Here is a 14,393-nt window from a genome sequence, read left to right on the forward strand (position 1 = left end):
GTGTGCGGGGCCGGGCGGCCGACTCGGATAGCCTGGGTCCCATATGAACCGCCTGACCACGCCCTTCGGCTCCTACGAACTCACCCGCTTCCCCGCGGACCCGCGCGACCTCCAGGCCTGGGACGCCGCCGACGAGTACCTGCTGCGTCATCTCGACGCCGGTACCGGCGAGCGGGGCCCCGTGGACCTGGCCGCGGCCGGGCAGATCACCGTGCTCGGTGACCGCTGGGGAACCCTGACGACGGCCCTGGCCTCGTACCGTCCCACGCAGATCACCGATTCCTCGTTGACCCGGGCCGCCACCGAGGCGAACCTGGACCGGGCCGGGATCGGGACGTCCAAGGCGACGGTGTCCCTGCTGACCACGCAGGACGCGCCACCGGAGCGGATCGACGTGCTGCTCGTGCGGGTGCCGAAGAGTCTGGCGCTGCTGGAGGACCAGCTGTACCGGGTCGCTCCGCACGTGCACGCGGGCACCGTGGTCGTGGGCGCCGGCATGGTCAAGGAGATCCACACCTCGACGCTGCGCCTCTTCGAGAAGATCCTCGGCCCGACGAAGACCTCGCTCGCCGAGAAGAAGGCCCGTCTGATCTTCTGCACCCCGGGGAATCCGGGCGCCGCGCGGCCCACCACCCCGGGCCCGTGGCCGCTGACGTACACGGTGGACGAGGACGGCGGCTCGGGCGCCGGCCTGAAGGTCGTCAACCACGCGGGGATCTTCTGCGCGGACCGGCTGGACATCGGTACGCGCTTCTTCCTCCAGAACATTCCCACGAACACGGACGGCGCCCGGGTCGTGGACCTGGGCTGCGGCAACGGCGTCGTGGGCACGGCCGTCGCGGTCGCCGACCCGGACGCCGAGGTCGTCTTCACCGACGAGTCGTACCAGGCGGTCGCCTCCGCGCGCGCCACCTACGAGGCCAACGTGTCGGCGGGTCGGCGTACGGCGGAGTTCCTGGTCGGCGACGGCGTCGCGATGCTGCCGCCCGGTTCCGTGGACCTGGTGCTGTGCAACCCGCCCTTCCACTCGCACCAGGCGACGACCGACGCCACGGCGCTGCGGATGTTCGCGCAGTCGCGCAAGGCGCTTCGGCCCGGCGGTGAGCTCTGGGTGGTGGCCAACCGGCACATGGGCTACCACACCCATCTGCGCCGGCTCTTCGGCAACAGTGAAGTGGCCGCGAGCGAACCCAAGTTCGTGGTGCTGCGGGCGATCAAGCGCGAGGAGCGCACACGCCCCATGTGACCTGCCGGTACGTCCTACACTCGGCCGCGTGAGCAGCCAGGTGGAGACGGACGGATCGGTCGAGGGCATGGCCGCGGGCGCGGGCCCGGGACGGCGCTACCGCCGGGAGGACGTGGCCCGCGCGGCCGGGGTGAAGGTGCGCAACCTGCGCTACTACCAGGAGCGCGGGCTGCTGCCGCCGCCGCGGCGGGAGGGGCGGATCGCCTGGTACTCCGACGATCACCTGACCCGACTGCGCCTGATCAGCGACCTGTTGGGGCGCGGGTACACGGTGAACGGCATCGGGGAGTTGCTGACCGCCTGGGAGCAGGGTGACGGCCTGTCCCAACTCCTCGGGCTGGAACGGGAGATGACCCGGGACTGGGTGCACGAGGAGCCGGTGACGATGACCCGGGCCGAGTTGCGCGAGTTGTTCGGCCCGGAGGCGACCGCCCAACACACCCGGCGGGCGGCGGAGTTGGGTTACGTACGGGTCGACGGGGACCTGGTGACGTATCCGAACCGGCGGTTGCTGGAGGCGACGCTGGCGTTGGTGCGGCAGGGGGTGCCGCTGGGGGACATCCTGGACGCGGGTGACTTCGTACAGATCCAGGCGGACGCGCTCGCGGACCGCTTCGTCGGGCTTTTCCGGCGGCATGTGATCGGTACGGAAGGCCTGGAGCCACTTTCGGCCACCCAGTTGGATCACGTCCGGGAGGCGGTGGCGGCGCTGCGGCCGGTGGCCGGCGAGGTCGTGGCCGCAGAGTTCGCCCGGGCGATGGCGCGGCGGGTGGAGGCGGAGGTCGCGGAATTGCTGCGTACGGAGCAGTAGGAGTCGGCTCAAAAGGTGCACTCGCACAACCTTGCCAACCACCATTGGCACTCTTACATTCAACTCGTCGGTAACAAAGGTGCACAGCCGAGATAAGGGACGATCTCATGGCGGATTCACCGAACTTATCCGAGCCCCCCGGCACGATCGGCGGGGACGGAACGGGCGACGCGGGAAGAGGCGAAGGGCGGGTGCGCTGGCGCAGGTTCGCCCTGCTGACGGTGCCGGCCGTGGCCGTGACGGCGGGACTCGGCATCGCCCTGGCGCAGGGGGCGCTCGCCGCGTCCTTCGCGGTGTCGGGGCAGCAGTTCAAGGTGTCGGCGAAGAGCTTGGAGGGCGAGGGCTTCGCGCAGTACGGCAGCGTCGACGTCAATGCCCGCGAGGAGCTGATCCCGGTGGCGGTCACCGCCATCAGGGAGGCGAAGTTGAACAGTCTGTGCCAGTCGGTGGTGACCACCCTTCCGATGATCGGCGACATCTCGCTCAACCTGACCGCCGGGCAGAAGAAGCCGGTCGAGGCGACCAACCTGTTCGTCGACGCGCCACAGCTCTCGGGTGACGCGGTCTTCACGAACATCGAGATCGGACGCGACGCCTCCACCCTGGACAAGGGGCCCGCGGAGGCGCAGGGCATGCAGGACCTGTTCGCCCAACAGGCGGACACGGTGAGCATCACCGGTCTCCAGCAGACGGCGTGGGCGACCAACGCCGGAACGTTCAAGCTGTCCGGGCTGAACATGAGCATCAGCAAGGGCAAGAAGGAATGCTTCTGAGCCGCTGGCGGCGGTGGCGGCGCGGCCGGCCGTTCTGGGGCGGGCTCTTCGCCGTCCTGGCCGGAGCGTGGATCTGTGTCCTGCCCCTGGCACCGCTGAAGATCATGCTCCAGCAGGGGGTGGCGGGCATTCCGTCCGTCCTGATGGGGATCGTCATGATCGTCCTCGGGGTCACCGCCTGGTTCTCCCCCCAGCAACGCTCCCTCGCCGGGGTCCTCACCACGCTCATCGCCACCGCCGCGCTGGTCCTGTCGAACCTCGGCGGGTTCCTGATCGGCACCCTTCTCGGCATCGTCGGCGGCGGCCTGGTGTTCGCCTGGCAGCCGTCCGCGGTGCGTCGTCCCGGGGGCTCCGCCGCCCCCGGGACGGACGACCCACCCCCCGCTCCCACCCCGCACCACGATCCCCAAGGAGCTCAGCCATGAGCCGTACGCGTACCGCGCTCGCCCTCGGGATGGCGGCCGCGGCCGCCCTGACGGTGGCCTCGGCCACCGCCACCGCCTCGCCGTTACCGCTGGCCGGGTCGACCACCGTCACTCCGGCCGGGCACGCCTTCAAGGCCACCCTCAGCGGGAAGGCCACCCTCAAGGCCGGTTCGGTCACGGTGACCTGCACGGTCTCCGTGTCCACCGGTACGGTGCCGGCCGCCCCCGGCAACCAGAACCCGGCCGGGCCGGTCTCCTCGCCCATCACCCCGCCGACCTACAGCTCCTGTACCTCCAGCGTCTGGGGCGTGACCCCGACGGTCACCACCAGCGGCGCCTGGTCGGTGTCGATGCAGCACGGTTCCCCGATCACCGCGACGATGAACGTCCCGGTCGGCGGGCTCGTCGTCACCACGACGGGCCTGGCCAACTGTGTCGTCACCACCGCGCCGACCGCCCCGGCCGGTGTCAACGGCACCTGGACGAACGGCGCACCGCCCAGCCTGACCTTCACCAACGCCACCGTGCCGGTCACGGTCACCGGCGGCTTCGGCTGCCCGACGAGCGCGACCACCTCCACCTTCAACGCCGTCTACAAGGTCACCGACACCACGAACCCGGCGCAGCAGATCACCGTCGGCCCCTGAGCGGAGTCCTTCGGTCCGACCGGGCCGTCCCGTCCCTCCGCGCGGTGGAAATTGCGTTGCTCCGGGGGGAAGGGACAGGCGAAGCTCGCTGACATGTCACAGAGCACCGAGCATCTCGATTTCCCCGGAACCGCCTCCACCCCCGCTTCCGTACCCGCCGTCCGGCACGGGCGCGGCGTGGAGGACCTCTTCTCCGCCGGGCGGCTGCTCGTGATCCCGCGCAAGGCGGCCCGGCGCGAGCAGTTGCTCACGCACCTCACGGAAACCCTGTTCGCGCCGGACCGGGACTACACCGAGCCCGAGGTCAACGAGGCACTGCGCACCGTGCACGAGGACTGCTCGGCGCTGCGGCGCCACCTCATCACCTCGGGCCGGCTCACCCGGACCCGGGACGGCAGCAGCTACCGCCGTCCGGTGACCACCCGGTAGTGGGTCGTCAGCCGCCCGTCGTCGCCCAGCACATGGAAGGCGACGGCGGGCGGTTCGTCGAGGTGGACGTGGTGGTCGGGCCCCGTCGCCCTCTCCCACGGGAGCCGGATCGTGGACACCACGCCGGGCGCGACCAGCAGCGGTCGGCCGGCGAAGGTCGTCACCGCCGCCGTGTGCGCGTGCCCGCACAGGAAGGCACGCAGGTGCGGATGGCGGCCCGCCAGTTCCGCGAGGCGCTCCTCCCCGAACTGCCGGATCGCGTCCACGTACGGCGTGTGCAGCGGCACCGGCGGGTGGTGGAACGCCACCAGGACCGGCACCTCGTGCGGGGTGTCCGCGAGTACGCCGTCCAACCAGGTCAGCGTCGCATCCGTCAGGTAGCCGTGGTCCTCGCCGGGCACGGAGGAATCGCACACGGCCAGGGCGAACCCGTCGGCGCGCAGCACCCGGTCCACGGGCTCCCGCGACGGCTCCTCCTCCCCCAGCAGGACCCGGCGGAAGGCGACGCGCTCATCGTGGTTGCCGGGGCAGATGACCGTGGGGTGACGGGAGACGAGCAGGGCGCGGGCCTCCTCGTACTCGGCGGGCGTACCGGCGTCGGCTATGTCCCCACTGACCACCACCGCGTCGAGGTCGTACGGCAGGGCGTCCAGGTAGTCCATGACGGCGCGGGTGCGGTCGGCGGCGCGCGAACCGCCGTCGATGTGGACGTCGCTGAGGTGGGCGATCACGATCACGGTGGCGGCTGCTCCTTCGGTCGCCGCGTCCTCCGGTCGTGGGTCGCCGGAGGCTACGCGCGGCCCATTCAACAGGGCCCGCCCGCAGCCTCCTTCGTCCCCTCCCCGTGGGAGCGGCGTCCCTCCTCAGGCCGTGCGGGCCGCGCGCCCGGATGCCGGGGTGGCCGGTCCCGCTCCCTCAACCCGCCGAGCCTCCACCGGACGGCGCCGCCGGCCGCACCGGCTAGCCGCGGTAGGCCTCCAGCAGTCGCAGCCACACCTCGCTGATCGTGGGGAAGGCCGGAACCGCGTGCCACAGCCGGTCGATCGGCACCTCACCCACCACGGCGATGGTCGCCGCGTGGACGAGTTCGGCGGCGCCCGCGCCCACGAAGGTGACCCCGAGCAGGACCTCCCGGTCGAGGTCGACCACCATCCGGGCCCGGCCCCGGTACCCCTCGGCGTAGAGTCCCGCGCCCGAGACCTTGCCCACGTCGTGGTCGACGGCCCGCACCCGGTATCCCGCGCGCTCCGCCTCGGCCAGGGAGAGCCCGACGGCGGCCGCCTCCGGGTCGGTGAAGACGGCCTGCGGCACGGCCTCGGTATCGGCCGTGGCGGCGTGGGCGCCCCAGCGGGAGGTGTCGATGTCGCCGGTCCCGGCGGCGCGGGCGGCGATGGCCGCGCCGGCGATCCGGGCCTGGTACTTGCCCTGGTGGGTGAGGAGCGCCCGGTGGTTCACGTCGCCGACGGCGTAGAGCCAGTCGCTGCCGGGTACCCGGCAGCTCTCGTCCACCCCGATCCAGCCGCCGGGGGTCAGGCCCACGGTGTCCAACCCGATGTCCTCGGTCCGCGGCGCCCGGCCGGTCGCCACGAGCAGTTCGTCACCCTCCAGCCGCTCACCGCCCGCCAACACCACCGTGACGGGGCCGGTCGACCCGTCGCGCTCCACCGCCTCGACCTCCACCCCGGTACGCACCACCGCACCGGCCTCGCGCAGTGCCTCGGCGACCATCTCCCCGGCGAAGGGCTCCATCCGGGGCAACAGCCCGTCTCCGCGTACCAGCAGGGTCACGTGGGAGCCGAGCGCCTGCCAGGCGGTGGCCATCTCGGTGGCCACGACCGAGCCGCCGACGATCAGCAGCCGGCCCGGCACCTCCCGCGCCGAGGTGGCCTCGCGGGAGGTCCACGGTCGGGCTTCGGCGAGCCCGGGGACCTCCGGCACCACGGCCCGGGTCCCGGTGGCCACGACCACCGCGTGCCGGGCTGACAGGACGTGGTGCTCCGCCTCCGGACTGGTCACGGCCACCTTGCGGATGCCGTAGAGCCGGCCGTGACCCCGGTAGAGATCGGCTCCGGTGGAGTCGATCCAGTCGACCTGGCCGTCGTCGTTCCAGTTCCCGGTCCAGTAGTCGCGGTGCGCGAACACCGCCTCCGCGTCGAGCGGGCCCGCCACGGCGCCCGCCAGCCCCGGCACCCGCCGCGCCTCGGCCCGCGCCAGCGCCGGGCGCAGCAGGGCCTTGCTCGGCACGCAGGCCCAGTACGAGCACTCCCCGCCGACGAGCTCGCTCTCCACCAGGGCCGTGGTCAGCCCGGCGGCCCGGGTCCGGTCGACGATGTTCTCCCCGGCCGGTCCCCCGCCGAGCACCACGACGTCGTATTCCATCGCTTCAGTCATGGGGACCAGTGTGTCCGCAGCGGACGGGCGGCGGACGGCAAGGTCAGGGCTGCGGCGTGCCGGGGGTTTCCTCGGGCCCCGGGCCGGCCGCCGGGCCGGCCGACTGCTGCGCCTCGGCGGCGATCTTCGCTCTGACCTCGTCCATGTCGAGGGCGCGGGCCTGCCCGATGAGGTCGGTCAGGGCGGCTTCCGGCAGGGCTCCGGGCTGCGAGAAGATCGCCACCTGGTCCCGGACGATCATCAGGGTCGGGATCGAGGTGATCTGGAAGGCCGCGGCCAGCTCCTGCTGGGCCTCGGTGTCCACCTTGGCGAAGACCAGGTCGGGATGGTCCTGCGCGGCCTTCTCGTAGACCGGGGCGAACTGCAGGCAGGGCCGGCACCAGCCCGCCCAGAAGTCGATCAGCACGAACGGGTTCTCGCTGACCGTCCGGTCGAAGTTCTCCTTGGTGAGCTCGACAGTAGCCACGGGTCCGGACCTTCCTGTTGGGTGCGTGTCCTGTGTGAACGACCGTCCCACCCGTCGAATTCCGCGCCCGCGCCGGATCCGTCGAACGAGTGACCGGACTCCTAGAACGGGTGGCCGGGCGCGCTGGTGCGGGCCGTCGTCCAGCGGAGTTCGGTGAAGGCGTCCAGGTTCGCCTCCCCGCCGAAACGGGCGCCCGTACCGGAGGCTCCGACCCCGCCGAAGGGGGCCACGGCCTCGTCGTTCACGGTCTGGTCGTTGATGTGCGCGATGCCGGTCGGTATCCGATCGGCCAGCTCCATGCCGTGCCCCGCGTCACGCGTGATGATGCCCAGCGAGAGCCCGTAGGGGCCCGCCGAGGCCAGCTCGACGGCTTCGTCCTCCGTCACGAAGGACCGTACGGGCGCCACCGGCCCGAAGACCTCCTGCGCGTAGGCGGGCGTGTCGTCGGCGACCCCCGCCAGCACGGTGGGGCGGTAGAAGAGGTTCCGGTGGGTGCCTCCGGCGACGAGTTTGGCACCCTGCCCGATGCTGGCCTCGACCAGCGCGTGGACCCGCTCCAGCTGGATTTCGTCGAGCAGCGGCCCCAGGTGCACCGGCTCGCGGTACGGGTCCCCGACGGCCAGCGCCTCGGCCCGCGCGGCGAGCCGCTCCACGTACTCGTCGTAGAGCGAGGCGTGGACGAGGTGCCGGCCCGCGGTCATGCAGATCTGCCCCTGATGGAAGAAGGAGCCCCAGGAGGCCTGCGCGACGGCGGCCTCGACGTCCGCGTCGGCGAGGACCACGAGCGCCGAGTTCCCGCCCAGTTCCAGGTGCGCGCGCTTGAGGTGCCGGCCGGCCAGCTCGCCGACCGCGCGGCCCGCCGCGGTGGAGCCGGTGAAGGACACCACGCTCACGCGCGGGTCGGCCACCACGGCCGCCCCCGTCTCCGCCCCGCCGGGCAGCACGCCGAGCAGCCCGGCGGGCAGTCCGGCGGCGGCGAAAACGGCGGCCAGGGCGAGGCCGCCGCAGACGGCGGTCCGGCGGTCCGGCTTGAGCAGCACGGCGTTGCCGAGCGCGAGGGCCGGCGCCACGGAGCGGATCGACAGGATCAGCGGCGCGTTGAAGGGCGCCACCACCCCGACGACTCCTGCCGGAACCCGGCGGGTGAAGGAGAGCCGGGGGGCCTCGCTGGGCAGGACCTGCCCCGTCGGCCGGGAGGCGAGGGCGGCGGCCTCGTAGCACTCCTGGGCGGCGACGTGCAGCTCGAAGTCCGCCTTGCCGGGGATGGAACCCGACTCCCTGACCAGCCATTCGCGCAGTTCGTCGGCGTGGGCGGCGAACAGGTCGCCGGCGCGGCGCAGTACGGCGGCCCGCTCCGGGTGGGTGGCGCGCGCCCAGTCCCGCTGCGCGGCCCGGGCCCGCACGGCGGCCTCGGCCACGTCGGCCGGGGCGGCGAGGTCGAGCGTGGCGAGGGTACGCCCGGTCGCGGGTTCGACGACCGGGGCCGTGCCGCCGGTGAGGGTGGGTCCGTCCTGCCAGAGCGTCGGGTCGAGGAGCGGCGTCACGCGGGGCCTCCGGAAGGCGATGGTGCGGGGCGGGGGGCGGCAGCACGCGCCATCGTGCCAGACCGGAGACACCACTTCTGTTCGGTTATTGGGCAGTTGACGGGCTGTCATGTCTGGAAATGATCGACAGCTCGCGGGCGGCGACGCCCCCGCGGTGGCGTCGGGCTACCGCTCCAGGACGAGCGCGATGCCCTGCCCGACGCCGATGCACAGCGCCGCCATGCCCGTACCCGAACCGGCGGCCGCCAGTTGGTGGGCGACCGAACCGGCCAGTCGGGCCCCCGAGGCACCGAGCGGGTGGCCGATGGCGATGGCCCCGCCGCGCGGGTTGACCACGTCCGGGTCCAGCTCGGGCCAGGCCGCCAGGCAGCCCAACGCCTGCGCGGCGAAGGCCTCGTTCAGCTCGACGGTCGTCAGGTCGGTCAGCGAGCGGCCGGCCTTGCCCAGGACCCGCTCGACCGCGTCGACCGGGCCGAGGCCGAAGAGCTGCGGCTCGATCCCGGTGACGGCACTGGCGCTGATCCGGGCGAGCGGTTCACGTCCGGTCGCCGCCAGCCCGGCCTCGTCCGTCAGCAGCAGGGCGGCGGCCCCGTCGTTGAGCGGGGAGGCGTTGGCGGCCGTGACCGTACCGGAGCCGTCCGTGCGGAACGCGGGCTTCAGTCGGGCGAGGGCCTCGGGGGTGGAGCCCTCGCGGATGCACTCGTCGCGCGCGAGGTCCACCCGCGGGTACGGGACGACCTCGTCGGCGTACAGTCCGGCGGTCCACGCCGCGGCTGCCTTGTGGTGGCTCCGCAGCGCGAAGGCGTCCTGCGCCTCGCGGCTGATGCCGTGCTTCTCGGCGACCAACTCGGCGCCCTCGCCGAGCGAGCCGGTCCACTGCGCGGGCATGGCGGGGTTGGTCATCCGCCAGCCGAGGGTGGTGGACCACATCTCCTGGTGCCCGGCCGGGAAGGCCCGCTCCGGCTTCTGCACCACCCAGGGGGCGCGACTCATCGACTCGACGCCGCCCGCGATGGCGATGGAGGCGTCGCCGAGGGCGATGGCGCGGGCCGCCTGGATCACGGCCTCCAGGCCGGAGCCGCAGAGCCGGTTGACGGTGACCCCGGGGACGGTGACGGGCAGGCCGGCGAGCAGCACCGCCATGCGCGCCACGTCCCGGTTGTCCTCACCGGCGCCGTTGGCGTCGCCGAAGACCACGTCGTCGATGCGCGCCGGGTCGAGTTCCGGCGTACGGTCCACCAGGGCGCGGACCACGTGGGCGGCCAGGTCGTCCGGCCGGATTCCGGCGAGGGCCCCGCCGAACTTGCCGATCGGGGTGCGGACGGCGTCGACGACGTACACGTCGCGGACGGTGCGGATGCTCATGGGGTCTCTCCTGGGCGGATCCGTACGGGCGGCGGCGCGTCGGAGCCGGCTTCGGCTCCGGGCACACCGCCGCGCACGCCCGGGTGGGGCGCGCCCGCAGTTTCCGTCCGACCGTCGCCGCCTGTCAACGGCCGTCCGGAAGCCGGCGGGGCGCCGGGCGGGTCCGCCGGAGCCTCAGGTCGACTCGCGGGGTACCACCAGGGCCGCCATCAGGTCGTGCCGTTCGGTGATCTCCGAGGGTTCGCGCACGGCCCGGTCCACCAGGGACGCCAGGTGGTCCCCGCTCGGCATCTCCAGGCGGACGGTGCTCAGCCGGGGCCGCAGCAACCGGCCGATGAGCAGGTCGTCGGCCCCCATGACCGCCACGTCCTCGGGGATCCGCAGGCCCGCGTCCTGGAGGGCGCGCATCAGCAGCATCGCGTACTCGTCGTTGTACGCGAAGACGGCGTCGAGGTCGAGCGAGGGCCAGCGGGCGGCGAGTTCCGCCGCCGACTCCTCGGTGTGGGCCAGCGCAACCTCCTGGACCACCTCCGCGCCCGCGACGGAACGGGCCCCGACCAGGCGGGGTCCGGAGAACAGCTCCAGCCCCGCCTCCCGGGGGACGACCACCCCGATCCGGCGCCGGCCGCGCTGCACGAGGTAGGCGGCGGCCCGGGCGCCGATCTCGGCCTGGTCCATGACGAGCCCGTGCGCGCCGGGCACGCCGGCGGGCCCCAGGGTGATGACGGCGCGCGCGCCGGCCCGCTTGAGGGTGGCGACGTCGTGCGGCGACAGGGCGATCTCCCCGAGGGAGATCACGGCGACCGGCCGCAGCTCGGCCCAGGCGCGGGCGGCCTCGTCCCCGTTCAGGCCGAGGCTGCCGTACTGGACCACGGTGTAGTCCAAGCGGCGCAGGGCCCATTGCAGCTCGTTGAGGAAGGCGCTGTAGAGCGGGCCGACCGGCACGTGGGAGGTGGGCAGCAGGACGATCCGGGTGTGCCCGGCCCGCAGGCTGCGCGCGGCGGCGTGCGGGACGTAGCCGAGTTCCTCGGCGGCCTCCCGGACCTTGCGGCGGGTCGGTTCGCTGATCCGCACGGCCGCCGCGTTGTTGAGCACGTACGAGACCGTCGCGCGCGACACGCCCGCGAGGCGGGCGACGTCCGCGCTGGTCGGCACGTTCGGCGATTTCGATGACTGAGACATTGCCGTCGCATCCTTCCAGACCTGTTGCGCCCGGGGGCCGGCGGATGGCCTGAACCGAATGCGGGCGCGCCCGGGGGTGTCCGAGCGGCCGTCCTGCCCGCTACCGTCCTGCTACCGACGGGTAGGGGAGGTCCGGTGGCGGGTTCGTTGGACGTGGTGGGGTCGCCGGAAACGTCGCGACCGCCGGGGGCTCGCGGGGCACCGGGACTGCGGGACATGGCGACCGCGCTCGCCCGGGGTTCCGTCACCTCACGCGAGTTGGTCGAGGGATGTCTGGCCCGGATCGCGGCCGCGCAGCCCTCGCTCAACGCCTTCCGCCTCGTGCGCGCCGAGGCCGCGCTCGCCGAGGCGGACGCCGCGGACCGGCGCCTCGCCCGGGGGGAGCGACTGCCGCTGTTGGGTGTGCCGCTGGCGATCAAGGACGACATGGACCTGGCGGGCGAGCCGACCGCGTTCGGCTGCGCGGGGGACTTCCCGGCGCAGCGCACCGACAGCGAGGCGGTCCGTCGGCTGCGCGCGTCGGGGGCCGTGATCGTCGGCAAGACGCAGACGCCGGAGTTGGGGCAATGGCCGTTCACCGAGGGCCACGCCTTCGGGGCGACGCGCAACCCCTGGAACCCGGACCACACCCCCGGCGGCTCCTCGGGGGGCTCCGCGGCGGCCGTGGCCGCGGGGCTGGTGCCGGCCGCGCTCGGTTCGGACGGGGCGGGTTCGGTACGGATCCCGGCGGCCTGGACCCATCTCGTCGGGGTGAAGCCGCAGCGCGGGCGGATCTCCACCTGGCCCGCGCCCGAGTCCTTCCACGGGTTGACCGTCAACGGCGTGCTGGCCCGTACGGTCGCGGACGCCGCGCTGCTGCTGGACGCGGCGAGCGGCTCCGATCCGGGCGACCTGCACCGGCCCGCCCGCATCCCCGCGGCGGAGGCCGTGCTGCGTTCGCCGGGGCGGCTGCGGATCGCGCTGTCCTACCGGACGGCCTTCACCGCGACGCCCAAGGCCCTTGATCCCGTGGTGCGTTCGGCGGTGGAGCGGCTGGCCGGACGGCTGGAGGCGCTGGGCCACGAGGTGGTCCCGGAGGATCCCCGCTACGGCCTCATCGGGCTGACCTTCGTACCCCGCGCGACCGTTGGAGTACGGGAGTTGGCGGCCCGGGTGCCCGATCCCGCGCTGCTGGATCCGCGGACGCACGGGGCGATGCGTACGGGGCGCCTGTTGGGCGGGCCCGCGCTGCGGGTCTCCCGGTGGGCCGAGCCGGCGCTGCGCCGCCGGGTCGGGGAGATGTTCGGCCGCTTCGACGTGGTGCTCACGCCGACCACGGCCACTCCCCCGCTGCGGATCGGCGCCCTGGCGGGCCTGGGGGCCATGGCCACGGACCGGGCGATGATCGCGGCGTGCCCGTACGCCTGGACGTGGAACGTGCTGGGCTGGCCCGGGGTCAACGTCCCGGCGGGCTTCACCCCGGACGGCCTGCCGCTCGGGGCCCAGTTGTTGGGGCCGGCGGACGCGGAGCCCCGGTTGCTGTCGTTGGCGGCGCAGTTGGAGGCGGCGGAGGACTGGTCGGCGCACTGGCCCGCCCGCTGAGCCACGGGTCGGGGTCCGACGCGGCGGCCCCGGCCCGGCGCCCGTCGGAGGGACGGGCGGGGCGCGAGCGCGGCGGCGCCGTCCGGGCCCGCGTCCGCGCGTCGCGGCGGTGACGGACCGGACGTGTTCCCGTTCGGGGTCCCGGGGCCAGTAATCTCGCCCGAATGACGGCACTTTCGCATCACGGCAACAGTCACGTCGAGCAGCCCGGCCGGGACGGGGTCACCGCCACCACGGAGGCGGATCCGTGTGCCACCGGGCCGGTGCGCACCGAGTACGCGCCCGACAGGGACGGGGACCCGGACCCGGGGGAGATCGTCTGGACCTGGGTTCCGTACGAGGAGAACGACGGCCGGGGCAAGGACCGCCCCGTCCTGGTCGTGGCCCGGGAGGCGGGTGGGCGGACGCTGCTCGCCGTCCAGCTGTCGAGCAAGCGGCACGACGCCGACGGGGAGTGGGTGCCGATCGGCTCGGGGCCGTGGGACTCTGCCGGGCGGGAGTCCTGGGTGGGCCTGGACCGGGTGCTGCGGGTCCACGAGTCGGGGATGCGGCGCGAGGCGTGCGCGCTGGACCGGGGACGGTTCGAGCTGGTCGTGGACCGCCTGCGGGAGCTCTACGGCTGGCAGTGACGGCGCCCCCACCCCGGGGCCCTGCCGGCGGGACCCTGCCACCGCGGCCCTTCGCCGGGGACCCTGCGGTCAGCCCGTCAGCGGTGTTCCGAAGGCGCGGGCGAAGGCTTCGCGCGGGGCCGGGTCGCGGTCGAGCACGCCGAACACGACGTGCTCGAACGTCCCGGTGAAGCGTCCGGTCAGCAAGGCCCGGAAGGCCTCCGCGACCTGCGCCGGGTCGTTCCGGAAGACCCCGCAGCCCCAGGCCCCGAGGACCAGGCGCCGGTAGCCGTGCAGCACGGCGACCTCGAGGACCAGTTCCGCCCGCCGGGCCAGGACCGCCGGGATCTCGGCGACGCGTTCCGGTTCCTGTCGGCGGATCGTGCCCGCGTTCGGCGCCGGGGAGGTGAGGAAGCCCGCCCGGAAGGGCGTCTCCAGCAGTGCGCCCCGGTCGTCGCGGAAGACGGGCACGCCGGGCGAGTGAATCACCCGGTCGGTGTAGAAGGTGCTCTCGGTCGCGCGGTGGACCTCGTAGTACGCGCGGGCCTCCAGCAGGGTCTCGTAGAGCGCCGAGGCGCGGCACAGCGTCTCCTCCTGGGCCTTGGCCCCGCGCACGTAGCCGCCCCCGGGATTGCGGGCCGAGGCGAAGTTCAGGACCGCCGTCGAGGCGGCCTCCGCGTCGTCGGCGGCGAGCCGGCGGGCGGCGACCGTACTGCTCTCCCCTGTCACCTCGATGACCGTCCGGGCTCCCCCACTGACGGACTGTTCGTCTGGAATGACCCGATTCGGTCCGTATATCGTGGTTCCCGCCTTGGCTTCCGCCACGGCGGCGGCAAGGCAAATCTGCCGCCCGGACCGCGTCCGGTACCCACCGGCCGTCACGATCTGCGCGTTCTCCCGCGCGATTTCGCGCAATCTGCTCACG

The 14,393-nt window shown here is 73.6% G+C and carries 15 protein-coding genes; 8 read left to right on the plus strand and 7 right to left on the minus strand.

The window, feature by feature from the left end:
* The first annotated feature begins 52 nt into the window (after positions 1–52).
* The 6 genes from ACZ4XJ_RS04175 (at position 53) to ACZ4XJ_RS04200 (ending at position 4,331) form a co-directional block, all read left to right on the plus strand.
* Complete coding sequence (locus ACZ4XJ_RS04175; protein WP_468495450.1) at positions 53–1,246, plus strand: methyltransferase; 1,194 nt, start codon at positions 53–55, stop codon at positions 1,244–1,246.
* Between the two features lie 28 nt (positions 1,247–1,274).
* Entirely contained in the window at positions 1,275–2,057 is a 783-nt protein-coding gene (locus tag ACZ4XJ_RS04180; protein ID WP_468495248.1) for a MerR family transcriptional regulator, read from the plus strand.
* Between the two features lie 191 nt (positions 2,058–2,248).
* Positions 2,249–2,830: a DUF6230 family protein gene (locus ACZ4XJ_RS04185; protein WP_468495249.1), complete on the plus strand. Its 582-nt coding sequence runs from the start codon at positions 2,249–2,251 to the stop codon at positions 2,828–2,830.
* Positions 2,821–3,255: a DUF6114 domain-containing protein gene (locus ACZ4XJ_RS04190; RefSeq protein ID WP_468495250.1), complete on the plus strand. Its 435-nt coding sequence runs from the start codon at positions 2,821–2,823 to the stop codon at positions 3,253–3,255. Before ACZ4XJ_RS04185 ends, ACZ4XJ_RS04190 begins: the two co-directional genes overlap by 10 nt.
* Positions 3,252–3,902, plus strand: a complete 651-nt coding sequence (locus tag ACZ4XJ_RS04195; protein ID WP_362877055.1) for a hypothetical protein — start codon at positions 3,252–3,254, stop codon at positions 3,900–3,902. The genes ACZ4XJ_RS04190 and ACZ4XJ_RS04195 overlap by 4 nt, the downstream gene beginning before the upstream one ends.
* 93 nt (positions 3,903–3,995) lie before the next feature.
* Complete coding sequence (locus tag ACZ4XJ_RS04200; protein ID WP_468495251.1) at positions 3,996–4,331, plus strand: DUF2087 domain-containing protein; 336 nt, start codon at positions 3,996–3,998, stop codon at positions 4,329–4,331.
* Here ACZ4XJ_RS04200 and ACZ4XJ_RS04205 read toward each other — a convergent pair.
* The 6 genes from ACZ4XJ_RS04205 to ACZ4XJ_RS04230 form a co-directional block, all read right to left on the minus strand.
* Positions 4,304–5,068: a metallophosphoesterase gene (locus ACZ4XJ_RS04205; RefSeq protein WP_468495252.1), complete on the minus strand. Its 765-nt coding sequence runs from the start codon at positions 5,066–5,068 to the stop codon at positions 4,304–4,306. The genes ACZ4XJ_RS04200 and ACZ4XJ_RS04205 overlap by 28 nt on opposite strands.
* Positions 5,069–5,291: 223 nt before the next feature.
* A complete protein-coding gene (locus ACZ4XJ_RS04210) occupies positions 5,292–6,722 on the minus strand; it encodes a dihydrolipoyl dehydrogenase family protein (protein ID WP_468495253.1) in 1,431 nt (476 codons plus the stop codon).
* Positions 6,723–6,765: 43 nt separating this feature from the next.
* A complete protein-coding gene (locus ACZ4XJ_RS04215) occupies positions 6,766–7,188 on the minus strand; it encodes a thioredoxin family protein (RefSeq protein ID WP_362877051.1) in 423 nt (140 codons plus the stop codon).
* Between the two features lie 101 nt (positions 7,189–7,289).
* Positions 7,290–8,732: an aldehyde dehydrogenase family protein gene (locus tag ACZ4XJ_RS04220; protein ID WP_468495254.1), complete on the minus strand. Its 1,443-nt coding sequence runs from the start codon at positions 8,730–8,732 to the stop codon at positions 7,290–7,292.
* A 165-nt stretch (positions 8,733–8,897) separates the two neighbouring features.
* Positions 8,898–10,097: a thiolase family protein gene (locus tag ACZ4XJ_RS04225; protein ID WP_468495255.1), complete on the minus strand. Its 1,200-nt coding sequence runs from the start codon at positions 10,095–10,097 to the stop codon at positions 8,898–8,900.
* Positions 10,098–10,271: 174 nt separating this feature from the next.
* The gene (locus ACZ4XJ_RS04230) at positions 10,272–11,279 is read right to left on the minus strand and encodes a LacI family DNA-binding transcriptional regulator (protein WP_468495256.1); all 1,008 of its coding nucleotides are present in this window, start codon (positions 11,277–11,279) and stop codon (positions 10,272–10,274) included.
* 216 nt (positions 11,280–11,495) lie between these two features.
* Between ACZ4XJ_RS04230 and ACZ4XJ_RS04235 the strand changes: the two genes are divergently transcribed.
* Both ACZ4XJ_RS04235 and ACZ4XJ_RS04240 read left to right on the plus strand, forming a co-directional pair.
* Entirely contained in the window at positions 11,496–12,860 is a 1,365-nt protein-coding gene (locus ACZ4XJ_RS04235; RefSeq protein WP_468495257.1) for an amidase, read from the plus strand.
* A 164-nt stretch (positions 12,861–13,024) separates the two neighbouring features.
* A complete protein-coding gene (locus ACZ4XJ_RS04240; protein WP_362877047.1) occupies positions 13,025–13,489 on the plus strand; it encodes a type II toxin-antitoxin system PemK/MazF family toxin in 465 nt (154 codons plus the stop codon).
* Positions 13,490–13,558: 69 nt separating this feature from the next.
* On the opposite strand, the gene ACZ4XJ_RS04245 is transcribed toward ACZ4XJ_RS04240, so the two are convergent.
* Positions 13,559–14,392 carry a TIGR02452 family protein gene (locus tag ACZ4XJ_RS04245; RefSeq protein ID WP_468495258.1) on the minus strand — a complete coding sequence of 278 codons (834 nt, stop codon included), beginning with the start codon at positions 14,390–14,392 and terminating at the stop codon, positions 13,559–13,561.
* Position 14,393 lies beyond the last annotated feature (1 nt).

This window comes from Streptomyces sp. NPDC029836, from assembly GCF_055574495.1.

Excerpts from the sequence above, each read along its gene's own strand:
- ACZ4XJ_RS04190 (WP_468495250.1), top strand. The coding sequence starts at position 2,821 with ATGCTTCTGAGCCGCTGGCGGCGGTGGCGGCGCGGCCGGCCGTTCTGG.
- ACZ4XJ_RS04195 (WP_362877055.1), top strand. The coding sequence starts at position 3,252 with ATGAGCCGTACGCGTACCGCGCTCGCCCTCGGGATGGCGGCCGCGGCC.
- ACZ4XJ_RS04200 (WP_468495251.1), top strand. The coding sequence starts at position 3,996 with ATGTCACAGAGCACCGAGCATCTCGATTTCCCCGGAACCGCCTCCACC.
- ACZ4XJ_RS04210 (WP_468495253.1), bottom strand. The coding sequence starts at position 6,722 with ATGACTGAAGCGATGGAATACGACGTCGTGGTGCTCGGCGGGGGACCG.
- ACZ4XJ_RS04225 (WP_468495255.1), bottom strand. The coding sequence starts at position 10,097 with ATGAGCATCCGCACCGTCCGCGACGTGTACGTCGTCGACGCCGTCCGC.
- ACZ4XJ_RS04230 (WP_468495256.1), bottom strand. The coding sequence starts at position 11,279 with ATGTCTCAGTCATCGAAATCGCCGAACGTGCCGACCAGCGCGGACGTC.
- ACZ4XJ_RS04235 (WP_468495257.1), top strand. The coding sequence starts at position 11,496 with ATGGCGACCGCGCTCGCCCGGGGTTCCGTCACCTCACGCGAGTTGGTC.
- ACZ4XJ_RS04240 (WP_362877047.1), top strand. The coding sequence starts at position 13,025 with ATGACGGCACTTTCGCATCACGGCAACAGTCACGTCGAGCAGCCCGGC.